The sequence below is a fragment of the Cupriavidus basilensis genome, from assembly GCF_029335485.1.
GTDB classification, from domain to species: domain Bacteria; phylum Pseudomonadota; class Gammaproteobacteria; order Burkholderiales; family Burkholderiaceae; genus Cupriavidus; species Cupriavidus basilensis_E.
Genome location: NZ_JARJLM010000030.1, coordinates 1 through 16,193, shown reverse-complemented (window position 1 = coordinate 16,193; position 16,193 = coordinate 1). Strand labels below are relative to the sequence as shown.

General features: G+C 66.9%; 14 protein-coding genes. 5 read left to right on the top strand and 9 right to left on the bottom strand.

What is annotated here, in order from left to right:
* A partial coding sequence (locus tag P3W85_RS01925) for a uracil-DNA glycosylase (RefSeq protein WP_276263521.1) occupies positions 1 to 676 on the top strand: 676 nt, incomplete at its 5' end.
* Positions 677 to 706: 30 nt separating this feature from the next.
* On the opposite strand, the gene P3W85_RS01920 is transcribed toward P3W85_RS01925, so the two are convergent.
* Positions 707 to 979: an acylphosphatase gene (locus P3W85_RS01920; protein WP_276263520.1), complete on the bottom strand. Its 273-nt coding sequence runs from the start codon at positions 977 to 979 to the stop codon at positions 707 to 709.
* A gap of 267 nt (positions 980 to 1,246) precedes the next feature.
* Here P3W85_RS01920 and P3W85_RS01915 point away from each other — a divergent pair, with 267 nt between their 5' ends.
* Entirely contained in the window at positions 1,247 to 3,001 is a 1,755-nt protein-coding gene (locus P3W85_RS01915) for an ABC transporter permease (RefSeq protein ID WP_276263522.1), read from the top strand.
* 66 nt (positions 3,002 to 3,067) lie between these two features.
* Entirely contained in the window at positions 3,068 to 4,411 is a 1,344-nt protein-coding gene (locus P3W85_RS01910; RefSeq protein ID WP_017226312.1) for an ABC transporter ATP-binding protein, read from the top strand.
* A gap of 172 nt (positions 4,412 to 4,583) precedes the next feature.
* Here the strand turns inward: P3W85_RS01910 and P3W85_RS01905 are convergent, their stop codons facing one another.
* From P3W85_RS01905 to P3W85_RS01885, 5 genes are all read right to left on the bottom strand, one after another.
* The gene (locus P3W85_RS01905; protein WP_276263519.1) at positions 4,584 to 7,094 is read right to left on the bottom strand and encodes an FUSC family protein; all 2,511 of its coding nucleotides are present in this window, start codon (positions 7,092 to 7,094) and stop codon (positions 4,584 to 4,586) included.
* Positions 7,095 to 7,128: 34 nt separating this feature from the next.
* A complete protein-coding gene (locus tag P3W85_RS01900) occupies positions 7,129 to 8,934 on the bottom strand; it encodes a M61 family metallopeptidase (protein ID WP_276263518.1) in 1,806 nt (601 codons plus the stop codon).
* 46 nt (positions 8,935 to 8,980) lie between these two features.
* Positions 8,981 to 9,970: an MDR family oxidoreductase gene (locus tag P3W85_RS01895; RefSeq protein ID WP_276263517.1), complete on the bottom strand. Its 990-nt coding sequence runs from the start codon at positions 9,968 to 9,970 to the stop codon at positions 8,981 to 8,983.
* A gap of 96 nt (positions 9,971 to 10,066) precedes the next feature.
* Positions 10,067 to 10,816: a DsbC family protein gene (locus tag P3W85_RS01890; RefSeq protein WP_017231300.1), complete on the bottom strand. Its 750-nt coding sequence runs from the start codon at positions 10,814 to 10,816 to the stop codon at positions 10,067 to 10,069.
* Between the two features lie 62 nt (positions 10,817 to 10,878).
* Complete coding sequence (locus P3W85_RS01885; protein ID WP_276263516.1) at positions 10,879 to 12,135, bottom strand: UbiH/UbiF family hydroxylase; 1,257 nt, start codon at positions 12,133 to 12,135, stop codon at positions 10,879 to 10,881.
* A 408-nt stretch (positions 12,136 to 12,543) separates the two neighbouring features.
* On the opposite strand from P3W85_RS01885, the gene ychF reads away from it, so the two are divergent.
* On the top strand, positions 12,544 to 13,635 hold the full coding sequence (gene ychF, locus P3W85_RS01880; protein WP_017224034.1) for a redox-regulated ATPase YchF: 1,092 nt from the start codon (positions 12,544 to 12,546) through the stop codon (positions 13,633 to 13,635).
* 56 nt (positions 13,636 to 13,691) lie between these two features.
* The gene (locus P3W85_RS01875) at positions 13,692 to 13,859 is read left to right on the top strand and encodes a hypothetical protein (protein WP_276263515.1); all 168 of its coding nucleotides are present in this window, start codon (positions 13,692 to 13,694) and stop codon (positions 13,857 to 13,859) included.
* Positions 13,860 to 13,966: 107 nt separating this feature from the next.
* Here the strand turns inward: P3W85_RS01875 and P3W85_RS01870 are convergent, their stop codons facing one another.
* The 3 genes from P3W85_RS01870 to P3W85_RS01860 are packed head-to-tail and all read right to left on the bottom strand — an operon-like array spanning position 13,967 to position 15,701.
* Positions 13,967 to 14,623 (bottom strand): DUF799 domain-containing protein, encoded by a 657-nt coding sequence (locus tag P3W85_RS01870; protein WP_276263514.1) that lies wholly within the window; start codon positions 14,621 to 14,623, stop codon positions 13,967 to 13,969.
* Positions 14,620 to 14,991, bottom strand: coding sequence for a DUF4810 domain-containing protein (locus tag P3W85_RS01865; RefSeq protein ID WP_017231190.1), 372 nt, complete (start codon positions 14,989 to 14,991; stop codon positions 14,620 to 14,622). The genes P3W85_RS01870 and P3W85_RS01865 overlap by 4 nt, the downstream gene beginning before the upstream one ends.
* A 26-nt stretch (positions 14,992 to 15,017) precedes the next feature.
* Positions 15,018 to 15,701 (bottom strand): CsgG/HfaB family protein, encoded by a 684-nt coding sequence (locus P3W85_RS01860; protein WP_017231189.1) that lies wholly within the window; start codon positions 15,699 to 15,701, stop codon positions 15,018 to 15,020.
* Positions 15,702 to 16,193: the final 492 nt, after the last annotated feature.

The window sequence follows — 16,193 nt, the reverse complement described above, 5'->3', positions numbered from 1 at the left end:
CTGGCGCGAGCTGCTGGCCCCCTGCATGAACACGGCCGGCTGGCAGGAACTGGCCGGCTTCGTCGACGGCGAGCGCGCCACCGGCAAGCCGGTGTTTCCGCACGAGGTATTCCACGCCCTGCACCTGACGCCGCCCGAGACCGTGAAAGTGGTGATTCTCGGCCAGGATCCCTATCACGGCACCGGCGTGGTCGACGGCAACGAGATACCGCAGGCGCACGGCCTGGCCTTCTCGGTACCGGACGGCGTGCGCGTGCCGCCCAGCCTGCGCAACATCTTCAAGGAAATCGCCGCCGAATACGGCGACGGCGGCACCACGGCGCCCGTCTCCGGCAACCTGGAGGGCTGGGCGCGCCAGGGCGTGCTGCTGCTCAACACGGTGCTGACGGTGGAACAGGGCCAGGCCGCCAGCCATGCCAGACGCGGCTGGGAAGCGGTGACGGACTGCCTGATCCAGGCCCTGTCCGCCGCCCGCCCCAACCTGGTCTTCCTGCTGTGGGGCAGCCATGCACAGGCCAAGAAGCCATTGCTGGCCGGTTCGCATTGCGTGCTGGAAGCGCCGCATCCTTCGCCGCTTTCGGCGCATCGGGGTTTCCTGGGCTGCGGGCATTTCCGCCTGGCCAACGACTGGCTGGAACGGCACGGCGCCACGCCGGTGGACTGGCGCGCAACCTGAGCGGCGTAGGGCGCAAGCCGCCTGCTCCGCTCAAACCGTCGGCAACCAGCCGAAACCATCGAACTCCCCCTCGCCGGGGCCCGCCTGCAGCGTACTGACGCGGGCCCCTGGCGGCCCGCGCCGCATCCAGGCACACAGGGCTTCGAGCTGCTCCGGAGCGCCGTAGGCCATCACCTCGACCGAGCCGTCCTGCCGGTTGCGCACCCAGCCCCCCAGGCCGAGCGAAGTGGCTTGCCCGGCGCACGCGGCGCGGTAGCCCACGCCCTGCACCAATCCAGTGACGACGATGTGCCAGGTTTCCATCTGAATTGCCCCCTGAAACGCCGATTTCGCGCGGATTGAAACAGCCGCGACATGCACAACAGGTAAACTAGGCGCCCATTCAAAACGTTACCAGTAAGGGCACTGCAGCGCAGGTAACGTCGACGGCACAGCGCCGGGCCAGGCCGAACCCATTCGACTGGCCGGCAGCGCCGGCGTACGCGCACTGCCCCTGCCAACCCCTCCGATCCACGCCTGGGGCCAACCGGCCTTGCCCGGCAACCGCGCCACAGACCCTTTGCCACAATGATGCAGCAAGCCGAACACGACCAGGCCAGCACGGTCACCTCTCCTGGCTACGCCAGCCAGTTGCTGACGGCGCCGCCGAACCGCTTCGACCTGGCCCTGCTGCCCATCATCCTGGCGGTGATCGTGCTGGTGGCCTTCGCCGCCCGGCAGATGAACGTGCCCTACCAGCCCGGCGAGCCGCTGGACCTGCACCTGGACATAGCCTACCTGCCCTATTACCTGATGCGCACCAGCATCCGCATGCTGGCGGCGCTGTCTGCCTCCCTGCTGTTCTCCTTCGCCTTCGCGGCGATCGCCTCCAAGAACCGCACCGCCGAGAAAGTGATGGTGCCGGCGCTCGACATCCTGCAGTCGATCCCGGTGCTCGGTTTCCTGTCGATCACCGTCACTGGCTTTATCGCCTTGTTTCCCGGCAGCCTGGTGGGTGTGGAATGCGCGGCCATCTTCGCCATCTTCACCTCGCAGGCCTGGAACATGGCGTTCAGCCTGTACCAGTCGATCCGCACCATCCCGAGCGACCTGCAGGAGGCGGCCGCCATGTTCCGGCTGTCCGCCTGGCAGAAGTTCTGGCGCCTCGAAGTGCCATACGCCATGCCCGGCCTGCTGTGGAACATGATGATGTCGATGTCCGGCGGCTGGTTCTTCGTGGTGGCCTCCGAAGCCATCTCGGTGTCCGGCAACGACATCAAGCTGCCCGGCATCGGCTCCTACATCTCGCTGGCGATCCAGCAGCAGAACCTGGCGGCGATCGGCTGGGCCATCCTCGCCATGCTGATCGGCATCGTGCTCTACGACCAGCTGCTGTTCCGGCCGCTGATCGCCTGGGCCGACCGCTTCCGCTTCGAGACCATGGCGCAGGAGAACGAACCCCAGTCCTGGCTGCTCGACCTGCTGCGCCGCTCGGAATGGGTGCGCGTGCTGCTGGGCCGCACCGCGGGGCTGGCCGAGCGCACGCTGGCCTGGCGCTCCGGCCGCAAGGCGGCGGCGCCGCAAGCCGGCAACGGCGTGCGCGCGGTCTGGTTCGAGCGCGCCACCAACCTCATCATCATCCTGATCGCCATGGCAGCCATGTACCGCGTCATGCACTTCGTGCGTACCGAGGTGGGCTGGGCCGAAGTGGGCCATGTGCTGTGGCTGGGCTTCCTCACCATGGTGCGGGTGATCGTGCTGATCGCGCTGGCCGCGCTGATCTGGGTGCCAATCGGTATCCGCATCGGCCTGAACCCGTCGGTGGCGCGCATCGCGCAGCCGGTGGCGCAGTTCCTGGCGGCCTTCCCGGCCAACCTGATGTTCCCGCTGGTGGTCATGCTGATCGCGCGCTTCGGCCTGAACCCGGAGATCTGGCTGAGCCCGCTGATGATTTTCGGCACGCAGTGGTACATCCTGTTCAATGTGATCGCGGGCGCCTCCGGCATCCCCACCGAACTCAAGCTGGCGGCACGCAACTTCGGCCTGCGCGGCTGGCTGATGTGGAAGCGCTTCCTGATCCCCGCGGTGTTCCCCAGCCTGCTGACCGGGCTGGTGACTGCCGCCGGCGGCTCCTGGAACGCGAGTATCGTGTCCGAGTACGTGTCCTGGGGCGACCACACCCTGATCGCCACCGGCCTTGGCAGCTACATCGCGGAGATGACGGCCAAGGGAGACTTCCCCCGCATCGCGCTGGGCATCGGCGTGATGGCGGTGTTCGTGGTGGGTTTCAACCGCCTGCTGTGGAACCGCCTGTACCAGCTCGCGCAGGAACGCACCCGTCTCTGATCCAGCGACTAGATTAGCTATTGCGCGATGGCCGTCGCGCCTTTGCATCCCGAACGGAATCCGAATATGGCAAGCAGCACCGCAGACGCAACCCCGGCAGTCATCGAACTGCGCGGCGTCTCAAAGATCTTCCGCACCGCCGACCACACCGACCGCGCCGTGCTGGAAGGCGTGGACCTGACACTCAAGCGCGGCGAGATCGTCGCCATGCTGGGCAAGTCCGGCTCGGGCAAGTCCACCCTGCTGCGCATCATGGCCGGCCTGGTCGGCACCGACCGCGGCGAAGTCCGCTTCCGCGGCCATCCGCTGCGCGGGACCGCCGAGGGCATCGCCATGGTGTTCCAGTCGTTCGCGCTGTTTCCCTGGCTGACCGTACAGCAAAACGTGGAACTGGGGCTGGAAGCACAGGGCGTGCAAAAGGAAGAACGCGCGCGCCGGGCCGAGGCTGCGATCGACATGATCGGCCTGTCGGGCTTCAACAGCGCGCTGCCGCGCGAGCTCTCCGGCGGCATGCGCCAGCGCGTGGGTATTGCCCGAGCCATGGTGACCGAGCCCGACCTGCTGCTGATGGACGAAGCCTTCTCCGCCCTCGACGTGCTGACCGGCGAAACCCTGCGCGACGAAATGCTCGACCTGTGGGAGAACGGCCGCACCAATATCAAGTGCATCCTGATCGTCTCGCACAATATCGAGGAGGCGGTGATGATGGCGGACCGCATCGTCATCCTGTCGAGCGATCCGGGCCGCATCCGCGCCGAGGTGAACATCCCCTTCCCGCGCCCGCGCAACCGCGATTCGTCGCAGGTGCGCGCGCTGATCGACGAGGTCTATACGCTGATGACCTCGCCGGCGGCGCTCGGGCCGCGCGTGCCCGCGCTGGCGGCCGCCCAGGACATCGGCTACCGCCTGCCGGACGCGGACATCAGCCAGATGGAGGCCATTCTCGACCTGCTCTGCGAAGCGCCCTTCTTCGGCCGCGCCGACCTGCCCCACCTGGCCGAGGAAGCCAGCCTGACCGACGATGAGCTGCTGCCCGCCTGCGAGGCGCTGCACCTGCTGCAGCTGGCCACCATCGAGCGCGGCGACATCAGCGCCACCGCCCTTGGCCGTGCCTACTACGAGACCGAGCCGCCCGAGCGCAAGGTGCTGTTCGGCAAGCAGTTGCTGCAGCACGTGGCGCTGGCCGCGCATGTCCGCCACGAACTCGAACAGGCCGAGGATGGCGAGATCAAGGAAGAACACGTGCTGCGCGAACTGGAGGCCTTCCTCAAGCCGGACGAGGCACAGCGCGTGCTGACCGTCGGCATCGAATGGGGCCGCTACGGCGAGGTCTACGAGTACAGCTACAACAGCGGCATGCTGACGCTGCCCAAGGAAGAGCAGCCAGCGCACACCGACGCATCGGCCTGACGGCGCCTGGCCCAGTGTCCTGATTCACAGATTCGTCGAATCAGTCCGTCGACGGGACGCGCGCCCCGTCGTCACCAATGCTCGCAAGGCTTCAGCCTTGCTGCGCTTCGCCCCCAGGCTCCCACGCCTTCCCGACAGACTTGTTTCTTCAACGGGTTTCAGACTCAGGACATTAGCGCTGGCGCATCGCGCGGCCGATCGCGCCGGTACGCAGCGCGATCTTGGCGGCGTCCTCGCGCAGCGCGCGCAGGCGGCGCTCCAGGATGGCATTGGCGGTGCGCCCGGTCGAGCTGGCGGAACTGGCGGTGGCGCCGGCCTCGCTGGCAGCGCGGGCCAGTTCGCCCGACGCCGCGGCCTGCACCAGCACATCGGCGCGGCGGCGATCGGCGGAATCGGCCAGGCGGGCACGGCGCTCGCTGGCTTCGTCGGCTGCGGCCGCCGCGTTGGCGGCATTCTCGGCGGCGGCGGCCTTGACGGCATTCGCGGCATCGTTGCCCGGCATGACGCCGGCAGCGACAGCGGCGCCGCTGCCGGCGATATCGGCTGCCATGACCGTAGCGGCGGCACCGGCCAGCATCGCACCCGGGCTCTGCGTGTTCCCGACCGTTTTTGAGCGGTCCGGCGGCTGTTGCCCCTCGGCCGCCTTCGCCCGCTCCTTCGCCGCACGGATGAATCCCGCACCGCGCCCGCCCGCCCGATCGTCGTCGGCCAGCCGCTGGCTGGCCAGTTGCAGGCTGTGCGTGGCGGCATCGGTGGCCTGCCGGATCGCGGCTTCGGCAGCCGGCAGGTCGAGCTCGCCATAGTGCTCGCGCACCTGGATGCGCGCCGCGGCCACGTGTGCCGCCACCAGGTAGTTCTGCACGATGAAGCGGTTCAGGTTGTCCACCGCGCGATGCCGGCTCTTGGGCTCGTCGAGCATGCGCTGGAACGACCCGATCAGCGCGGACAGGCTGTCCATGAACTGCTTGCGCTGCACCCGGTAGGCAAAGTCGTCCTTGGCCACGCGCAGCAGCAGGTCGCGCGTGGCGGCGATATAGCGGCGGTTGGCCTGCAGCACGTTGTCCACCAGCGCGGGCAGCGCCCGGTATTCCCAGCTCGGCAGCACGAAGCTGAACACCGACGCGATCAGCCCGCCGATCACCGTATCGATCAGCCGCTCGCCCGCCACCGTGGAACTGCCCGGCATCAGCAGGTTGATCTGGATCAGCACCTGCACGCAGGCGGCCACGGCGGTATAGCGGTACTTGATGGTGGAAAACGCCGTGCTCGCCACCAGCGCAAGGAACAGCACGCCCAGCAGGATCAGCGGCTGGTGCACCACCTTGAGCACCGCCACCGAGATCGCACAGCCGATCAGCGTACCGATCAGGCGGTCGTTGTAGCGCTGCTTGGTCATGCTGAAATTGGGTTTCAGGATGACGATGATGGTCAGCAGGATCCAGTAGCTGTGCGAGACATAAGGCAGGTGGTCGGCAATCCACAACCCCGCTCCCACCGCCATGGTGATGCGCAGCGCGAAGCGGAAGGCCGGCGACTTCCAGTTCAGGTTGTCGCGCAGCACCTTCAGCTCGTAGCGCTGGCGCGTCAGGAACGGCGTCATGTCCGGCCCGGGCAGGACCTTGCTGGGCTCGACGGGCGTGCGCGAAGCCTCGTGCAGCTGCTCGACCAGCGCGATGGCGCCCTTGATCATGTCGAGCGTTTCCGCCAGCGCCGTCATCGCCGCCGGGTTGATGTGGTGATAGCGCAGCTGCGCAATCTCCTGCTCGACCGCGCGCAGCACCTGCCGGTAATCCACCTCGGCGTAGGAAGGCCGGCCCCGCGTGATGTCGAAGGCGATCGCCTCGACGTCCTTGCACATCAATTGCACCAGCCGGCGCAGGTGGTCGAGCACCGGCGTGCTGCCGAAGGTCTGCCGCAGCAGCGGGTAATCGGTGTTGGTGGACAGGATGTACTCGTACAGGTCCAGCATACGCATGTGGACCTGCACCAGCAGCCCGTCGTGCGTCGTGCGGTTGCCGCGCAGCACCAGGTCCCGCGCGGCCTGCTGGCGCTCGGCCACCACGATCTGCTGGCGCACCAGCTGGTTGAACAGCGCCTCGTAGTCGTTGCCGGCGTCGTAGAAGCCGGCCTTGATTTCCAGGTAGCTCGCCATCTCGTACAAGGACTCGGCCAGCACCTGCTGCTTGGTGCGCCGCTGCGTCGCCCAGCTCACCGCCATCGCGTAGGCCATGTAGGCCACCGCGCCCACGGTGAACAACAAGGCATGCTCGATGGCGCGGCGCACCACGAAATCCTCGTTGATGGTCAGCGTCATCACGAACAAGGCGGAGAACTGCAGGGGCAAGGTCTTGTTGCCGTACGCCGTCATCATGCCGGCCATGAAGGTCACCAGCACCAGCACGAATGGCATCACGCGCGGAAAGGGCGTGGCCATGGCCACCAGCAAGGTCACCGCGCTGCACAACAGCACGCTGGCCATCATCTCGTTGAACTTGTGGTTCAACGGATTGGGCAGGTCCATCAGGCTGGTGCACAGCGCGCCCATCGACACCACCATGGCGGTGGGCAGGTCGGCGAACTGCAGGGCGATCAGCGTGGCGCCGATCACCCCGGTCGCGGAGCGCAGTCCGCGATAGACGTAGTGCGAATAAACGAAGGTGCGTGCGTCGTGCGCGTATTGCATGTGGCGTCGTTGCGTCCTTGCTGGGGGCGCGGGCTTACTGGCCCAGCCAGCGCGCCCGCATCGCTTGCCGGCCGCCTTCGGCCGTCACGGTGTATTGCACGGCCGGCTCGCGCGCGAAGGTCAGCGGCAGCACATGCAGCTCATCCCGGCGGAACACGTGGCACTCGGCGCTGTCGCCGGCGCGGTAGCGCGCCAGCAGCTTGTCGAGCTGGCCGGGCACCACGCGCAGGCTGTCCACCGCGGCCAGCAGATCGCCTGCCGAGAGGCCCGCCGCCTGCGCGGCGCCGCCGTCGAGCACCTGGGTCACGCGCACCCAGCCGTCTTCATTCTTGGTCTTGATGCCGAGCGCGGCGCTGCGCTCCGGCTTGGTGGGCACCGCCTTGACGCCGAAGGGCTTGAGGAGCGCCGCCAGTTGCAACTCGCCGGTGCCTTCGGTCAGCGAGCGCAGCAGCGCGCCCAGGCGCAGGCCGCTCACTTCATCGAACAGGGCGTACAGCCCGGCCTCGGTCACGCCGCGCCGCTCGGCGCCCGGCGCGTAGAAGCCGCTGCCGTAGCGCTGCCACAGCGCGCGCATGATGTCGTCGAGCGAGCGGCGGTTGCGGGTCTGGGCGCGGATGGTGAGATCCAGCACCAGCGCCACCAGCGAACCCTTGGTGTAGTAGCTGACGACGGCGTTGGGCGCGTTCTCGTCCTGGCGGTAGTACTTGGTCCAGGCATCGAAGGAGCTCTCCGCCACGCTCTGCTTGGTGCGGCCGTTGCCGCGCAGCACGCCGTTCCAGGTCTTGGCCAGCAACTCCACGTACTGCTTCTCCGTGATGGTGCCGCTGCGCACCAGCATCAGGTCGTCGTAGTAGCTGGTGAAGCCTTCGAACAGCCACAGCAGCGGCGTGTGGGTTTCCTCGCGCAGCCGGTACGGCACGAAAGCCGCGGGCTTGATGCGCTTGACGTTCCAGGTATGGAAATATTCGTGGCTGCACAGGCCGAGAAAGGTGCGGTAGCCCTCGCTGGCCTCCGCCTTGCCGCGCGCCGGCAGGTCGGCGCGCGCGCACATCAGCGCGGTGCTGGCGCGGTGCTCCAGGCCGCCGTAGCCGTCGGTCGTGACCATGGTCATGAACACGTAGCGGCGGTTGCTGTCGAGGAACGGCGCCTTCTCCGTCCCCGGCTCGAACAGCCGGATCTGCGCCTCGCAGATCTGCTTCAGGTCCCGGCACACGCGGTCCAGGTCGAGCTGCGGCACGCGGCCGGTGAACACCACGTCGTGCTGGGCGCCGCAGGCGCGGAAGCTGCCCAGGGTGAAGTTGCCCATCTCGACGGGATGGTCGACCAGTTCGTCGTAATCGGCCACCTGGTAGCGGCCGAAGCCGTAGCGCTTTGCGCCGCCCCGCCCCGGGGCCTCGCGCATGGCAGTGGCAACGCGCCAGCCAGCGTAGGCTTCGCCCAAAGGCGCATGGATATCAACCGTGCAGGGATGGTCTTCCCGCCCTTCGGCGCACAGGAAGACCGAGCTGCCGTTGAAGAAGCCGTGCGTGGCGTCAAGATGCGCGGCACGCACCGACAGGTCCCAGGCATAGACCTCGTAGCTGAGCGTGAGCGGACCGTCCACCGGCGCCGCCTGCCAGCTCTGCTTGTCGAGCTTGGTGAGCGCCACCGGCCTGCCCCCGGCATCCGCGCGGATGCGCACGATATTGCGGGCGAACTCGCGGATCATGTAGCTGCCTGGAATCCACGCCGGCAGGTAGAACTGCTGGCCGGCGGGATTGGGGGCGTCGACCGTGACGGTGACGGCAAACAGGTGCGCTTCCGGTTGAAGCGGGGCGATGGCGTATTGGATCGGCTTCATGAGCGTGATTGTAGCGCCATGCCTGCGCCCCGCCCCCCGCGCCCGCTCAGGCGTTGACGTTCACCACCACGCGGCCGCGCATGCCGCCGTCGACGATCCTGCGCCCGGCCTCGATCGCCTCGGACAGGCCGATCTCGCGGGTGATGGCGCGCAGGCGCTGCGGCTCCAGATCCTGCGCCAGCCGCCGCCAGGCCTCTTCGCGCCGCACCATCGGCGCCATCACGCTGTCGATGCCGTAGAGCGTGATGCCGCGCAGGATGAAGGGCGCTACCGAGGCCGGGAAATCCAGGCCCTGCGCCAGCCCGCAGGCCGTCACCGCGCCGCCGTAGCGCACCTGCGCGCAGGCATTGACCAGCGTGTGGGAACCCACCGAATCCACCACCGCGGCCCAGCGTTCTTTTTGCATCGGTTTGCCGGGGGCGCTCAGGGGCCCGCGGTCGATCACCTCGGCCGCACCCAGCGCCTTGAGGAAATCCGCCTCGCTGGTCTTGCCCGTGGAAGCCACCACGCGATAGCCGAGCTTGCCCAGCACCGCGATGGCAACCGAGCCCACGCCGCCCGAGGCGCCGGTCACCAGCACCTCGCCGTCGCCCGGCCTGACGCCCGCGCGCTCCAGCGCCAGCACCGACAGCATGGCGGTATAGCCGGCGGTGCCGATGGCCATGGCCTGTTGCGTGGTGAAGGCATCCGGCAACGCCACCAGCCAGTCGCCCCTGAGGCGGGCGCGCTGCGCCAGGCAGCCCCAGTGCGTCTCGCCCACGCCGTAGCCGTTGAGCACCACCTTGTCGCCGGCCTTCCAGCGCGGATGGGTGGATTCCAGCACCGTGCCGGCCCCGTCGATGCCGGCCACCATCGGCCACTTGCGCACCACCGGCGAGCGGCCGGTGATGGCCAGCCCGTCCTTGAAGTTGATGGTGGAGTAGTCGACCGCCACCAGCACATCGCCCTCGGCAGGCAGGCTGGATTCGTCGAGCGCGGTCACGGCGGCCTGGGTGGCGCCATCAGCCTGGGTCAATAGCAGGGCCTGGAACGTCATGGTGTCTCCTTCCGGTTTCCGGATTCTGGTCTTTGCGCAAAGACGACCGGCCGGTCCCGGCACGGCAGTGCCGGGAAGGCCGCCGGCGCTGTGTGCTTACTTCTTGAGGCTGGCGAGCTTGCGCTCGAGCGTGGCGGCGTCGGCGGCGCCGGGAATGCGGGTGCCGTCCATGAAGAACACGGCCGGCGTGCCGGTGACATTGAGGCTCTGGCCGAGCGCCAGGTTCTCATCCACGGGGGTCTTGCAGCTGCCGTTGCCGGTCAGCGCCACCTTGTTGACCATCCAGTCGCGCCAGGCCTTGGTGCGGTCGGCGGCGCACCAGACCTGCTTGGCCTTCACCTCGGAATCCGGCGACAGCACCGGATACAGGAAGGTGTAGACCGTGATGTTGTCCATCTGCTGGAAAGTCTGCTCGATGCGCTTGCAGTAACCGCAATTCGGGTCGGAGAACACCGCCACCTGGCGGCTGCCGTCGCCCTTGGTCCATTTGATGGCGCGCGCCAGCGGCAGGTCCGTCCACTTGATGCGGTTGATGCTGGCCAGCCGCTCCTCGGTCAGGTTGGTGCCGGTCTTGGTGTCGACCATCTCGCCGTTGATGATGTAGCGGCCGCTGGCATCCGTATAGACCACCTGGCCGCCGATGTTCACCTCGAACAGGCCGGGCACCGGGGTCTTGGCCACGCTCTTCACTTCGGCGCGTCCGCCCAGCATTTTCTGCATCGATTCCTTGATGCGGTCGACGCCGGGCTCGCCCGCGGCCATGGCGTGCAGCGCGAAGCCGGCTGCCGCAAGGCCACCGGCAATGGTGACGGAAAGGGCGGGACGGCGGCGCAGGAATTGCAACATGATGACTCCAGTGAATCGATGGTTCGGGGCGCGCAGGGAGCGCAAAATAGCGTGCCCGGGGCTCAGCCCAGCGCGCGGCCGATTAGAAAACGTTTAAGCAGCGACTGTCCGCCCACCACCCGCATGCCGGTATTGCGCACCGTGCGCGCAACGCCGCCGGGCAGGGAGAACAGCCGGTGCAGGCCATCGGTGGCGGCAGTCAGGGAGAGCAGGTCGGTGGCGCGCGCCCGCTCGTAGCGGCGCAGCAGGCGCAGTTCGCCTTCGCCGCGGAAAGACTCTTTGGCGGCCATCACGCGGCCAAGTTCCGCGACATCGCGCAAACCCAGGTTCATCCCCTGCCCCGCCAGCGGGTGCACCACATGGGCGGCATCGCCCACCAGCACCACGTGCGGCTGCACGAACTGCTCGGCCCGCTGCAGCACCAGCGGGAAGCCCTGCGCCGGCGTAATGCAGCGCAGCGCGCCGAACTGGCGGCCCACCGCACCGCTGGCGGCCTGCATCACGGTGGCGGCCAGCGCCTCCGGCGACAGCGCCAGCAGCTCGCTGGCGTGGCCTTCATCGGCCGACCAGACCATGGAGACGCGGCGCCCGGGCAAGGGCAGGATGGCAAGGATCTCGCCGTTGGCGGGTTCCTCGTCGGCCATCAGCTTGGGCGGCACGCCCAGGAACCACTGCCAGGCCGTATCCTGGTGCGGCAGCTCGCACTCGAAATTGGCCACCACGCCAAGCTGGCGATAGCGGCGCTTGGAAACCGGAATATGGCATTGATCGCGCAGCCAGGAGCGCGCGCCGTCCGCGCCCACCACGCAGGCCGCGCGCACCTTGTCGCCGCCGGCCAGGGTCAGCGTGGCGCCGTCATGGTCGCGCAGGAAGGCCGCGGCGGTGTCGTCATGCCAGTGCACCTGGTGCTGGAAGCGCAAGGCCGTATCGAGCGTGCGCTCGACGTGGCCCGACTCGATGATCCAGGCCAGCTGGGGCACCGTGGCGGCATAGGCGGAGAAATGCAGGTCGCCGGCGGCCGTGACATCGGCCCGGGCCGCGCTCGCATCGCCGAACACGCGCATGTCGCAGACCGGCTGCACCCGCGCGGGATTCAGCGCCTCCCACACCCTCAACCGCTCGAGCAGGGCCTGCGAACTGGCGGAGAAAGCGTAGATGCGGCTGTCCCACTGGTCCGCTTCCGGCGCGGCGGCCGGCGGGCGCGGCGCGATCAGCGCCACCTGCATGCCCTGCTGGGCCAGCAGCAACGCACAAGCCTTGCCGACGATGCCGCCGCCGACCACGGCAACCTGGAAACGGGAGGGAGATGGACGAGTCATGCGTGGATTATAGCCACCCTGCCGTGACGGCTTCGGCTCGCTCTCGCACGTTCGCGCCTGCAACACTGGCGCACAACGCCCAGCCCTTGTGGGACGGCCTTGGGTCACATGCCCGGTTGCAACGAGCAAACCAGGCCGCGCCTGGGCCTATACCAAACACCCATCCCGCAAGAATGGGTCCCCCGGACTCGCCCCGTAGCGGTCCAGCGCGGTGCCAGGGAAGGTTACAATAGCCGTTTTTCTGATGGCAAATCCAGTACAAAACCGGTGAAGCGTCGCCCCGTTTTGCTGGTTTTGCCTCGTGCCCGGTGTTCCCCCTGACACGTCGCCAAGCCGCCCTTGCCACGGGCCGGATGCACCCAGGACAACCCGGGACGAACAGCAACCCATTGATTTATAAGGTTTACCATGAGCCTCAAATGCGGCATCGTCGGCCTGCCCAACGTCGGCAAGTCCACGCTGTTCAACGCCCTAACCAAGGCCGGCATCGCCGCCGAGAACTACCCGTTCTGCACCATCGAGCCCAATGTGGGCGTAGTGGAAGTGCCGGATACGAGGCTTGCCAAGCTGGCAGAGGTCGTCAAACCCGAGCGCGTCCTGCCGGCCGTGGTCGAATTCGTCGACATCGCCGGCCTGGTGGCGGGCGCCTCCAAGGGTGAAGGCCTGGGCAACCAGTTCCTGGCCAATATCCGCGAAACCGACGCCATCACCCACGTGGTGCGCTGCTTCGAGGATGAGAACGTGATCCACGTGGCCGGCAAGGTCGACCCGCTGTCGGACATCGAGGTGATCAACACCGAACTCGCGCTGGCCGACCTCGCCACGGTGGAAAAGGCGCACGCCCGCTACATCAAGCCCGCCCGCGCCGGCGACAAGGAAGCACTGCGCCTGGTGGCCGTGCTGGAAAAGGCCCAGGCCGTGCTCAACGAAGCCAGGGCCGTGCGCACGCTCGACCTGTCCGACGAAGAATGGACAGCCATCAAGCCGCTGTGCCTGATCACCGCCAAGCCCACCATGTACGTCGCCAACGTGCGCGAAGACGGCTTCGAGAACAACCCGCACCTGGACGCCGTGCGCGCCCACGCCGCCAAGACCAAGTCGCCGGTGGTGGCGGTCTGCGCCGCCATCGAAGCCGAGATCGCCGACCTCGACGAGGCGGACAAGGCCGAGTTCCTGGCCGACCTCGGCATGGAAGAACCCGGCCTGGACCGCGTGATCCGCGCCGGCTTCACCCTGCTGGGCCTGCAGACCTATTTCACCGCTGGCGTGAAGGAAGTGCGCGCCTGGACCATCCACGTGGGCGACACCGCCCCGCAGGCCGCCGGCGTGATCCACACCGACTTCGAACGCGGCTTCATCCGCGCCCAGACCATCGCCTATGAGGACTTCATCGCCTACAAGGGCGAGCAAGGCGCCAAGGAAGCCGGCAAGATGCGGGCGGAAGGGAAGGAGTATGTGGTGAAGGATGGGGATGTGATGAATTTCTTGTTCAACGTCTAAGCCAGATACCGGCCGCCAGCCAACATTGGCGGACAACAAAGACCCCGCAAGGCCTTATGCCTGCGGGGTTTTTTATTTTTGTCCGCGGCGCCGGCGGGCGTCATATTCGTGCGCTGCCGATACCATTGCTGACCGGAACGTTGGATCGTCCACGCTTTGGTGTTTTGAGCGTCGGCGGCTACATGGGGGGCGCGCTGATGCTCGGCAGGATCGAGCGGCAGTGACCGCGCCGCCTGCCCGTCGAAGCGCGGCGCCGTCTCTTGCCGGCACCGCACGCGCCGGGCTTGCACGGCATGACAGGGTGCGGCACGACGCCGCGCCCTTGCCGACCTCAATCCGTACCGTACTTCGGATTGCGCGGCCCATACAGGATGCTGCCCGGGCGCCCAGCCGACAGCAACCGCTGGCTGGTCACGCCGGCCACGGTATGACCCGCTTCCGTGACGCTGTTGACCACCTGCTTGATCGCCGCGGTAACCAGCATGCCGACCAGCCCGCCGCCACTGTTGCCGCCTTCGTCGTTGGAGGCCGAGGCGGAGCCGCTCCACAGCGTTTCGCCGCTCTTCAGGTCGACCAGCTTCGCGCTTGCGGTCACCACGGTGGCGCTGCTGAGCACCATATAGGTGGTGCCGTATTTCGTCACGGTGACGTACAGCGCCGCATCCGCCCCGAAGATGTCCTTCAGCTTTGCCGGCGCGACGCCGTGGATATCGCCCGCGGTGGTCAGGCCGTTCTGCTTGAAGGTCTCATCCACCAGCGCCACCGGCAGCACGTAGTAGCCGGCTTCGGCGAGCGGATAGGTGACCTGCGACAGCATACTGTACGTCGCCTGCACGTCGGGCGACTCGTTCAGCGGCGGCAGGACCACGATCGAGCGGGGGCGGCTCTGCTTGAAGGCGGCATAGTCGACCTGCTTGGGCGCGGCGCACCCGGCCGCCAGCAAGGCCACCGCCGAGATGGCGAGTATGCGCTTGAACAGTGGCTTCATTTCTTATCCCCACCCCGCTTGACGTTCTTCAACAGGAAATCGACATAAGTCGCCGACTCCGGAAACAGGGTCTTCTCCGTCTGGAATTGCTGGACCATCTGGTCGTCCTTGCCAATATCGGCATACAACAGGCCCAGGTGCGCGTGGTAGCCCGGTGGCGCCTTGCTGCCCGCCGCGGTGATCTTCTGCAGATCGCGCTCGAGCGCCTCGACCTGCGCCTGCTTCGATTCCCCCTTGAAATACTCGTAGACCTGGGGCTGGTAGCTCTCCCATTGATACAGGCTCTTGGGCGCCGCGCACCCTGCCAGCAAGACGCTTCCCATCAAGACCGGCGCCAGCGGGCGCCATGGCCGAAATATCTTGTTCATCTCTTTTCCTGGTCGGTCGTCGATGCTCAGGGATTGCCCGGCTTCCAGGCGCCGCTTTCGATGCCGGTGACCAGATTCGTGACCGCCTCGCGCATCGCCAGATCCAGCACCTTGCCGTTAAGCGTCGAGTCGTAGCTGGAGGTTCCGCCGAAGCCGATGACCTCGCGGCTCGACAGTGCGTACTCGCCCGCGCCCTGGGCGGAGAAGACGACTTCCGACGTCGCGATATTGACCACGTTCAAGGCAACCTTGGCGTAAGCCACCTGCGATTTGCCACGGCCCAGAATGCCGAACAACTGCTTGTCGCCGGTCTCCTTGCGCCCGAACTCGGTCACGTCGCCGGTGACCACATAATCAGCGCCCTTCAGCCGCTGCGCCTGGCTCTTGATCGCCGCCTCGCGCTTGATCTCTTCCATATTGTCGCGATCCAGCACATTGAATCGGTTGGTTTGCTGCAGATGCGTGATCAGGATGGTCTTGGCCTGGCCGCCCAGCCGGTCGACGCCGTCGGAAAACACGCCCCGCATATAGCTCGAGCGGTTATCGAACTTGCCAACGGCGATCGGGGTCCGCACGCCGGCGTAGGGGCGGCTGGCGCTCTCCACCTTCTGCACCGGCAGGGCGGTCGAGGTTTCCGTGGCGCACCCGCCAAGCAGGGAGGCAAGCAACACCGTTGCGCCGAGCAGAGGGATTGCAGTTGTTTTTTTCATTAAGACTTCTCCTGATTATTCCGGCATGAAGCGAAGAAATTGCGCCGCCACCGAGCGGCAGCGCAATGCGCAATGCCGAATGGATAACGACGGCCTGGTTAACAAGCCATACCCTTCCGTGGTTGGGTGGACAACACTGGCGTGCGTTATGGCGGAGTACCGAACCGGGCCGCCTTCTGCGGCTCTATATGGCCGCGCTGGGGAGATTACCGGAAAAATAGGAAGATAAATCAAACAAATGTCATTCGAATTAAACAAATGTGGATCGACTATAAAGATTAATCTTCAGGGAAGGCTTCGACGGTGTTGCCTGCCCTCGCCCAAGGATCGAGCGTGAGTCCGCTGGACAGCCGGGATCGAGGCAAGGGCTTGCGGCGCCGTCAGCGAAGCGGTCTTCCGGTCCTCTGCTCGATTGCAGCGACGGCCAAAGCATAGCCTCGCAATCGCGGACGCGACACCGGCCGAAACAGGAGTTCACATACCATGTGCGGT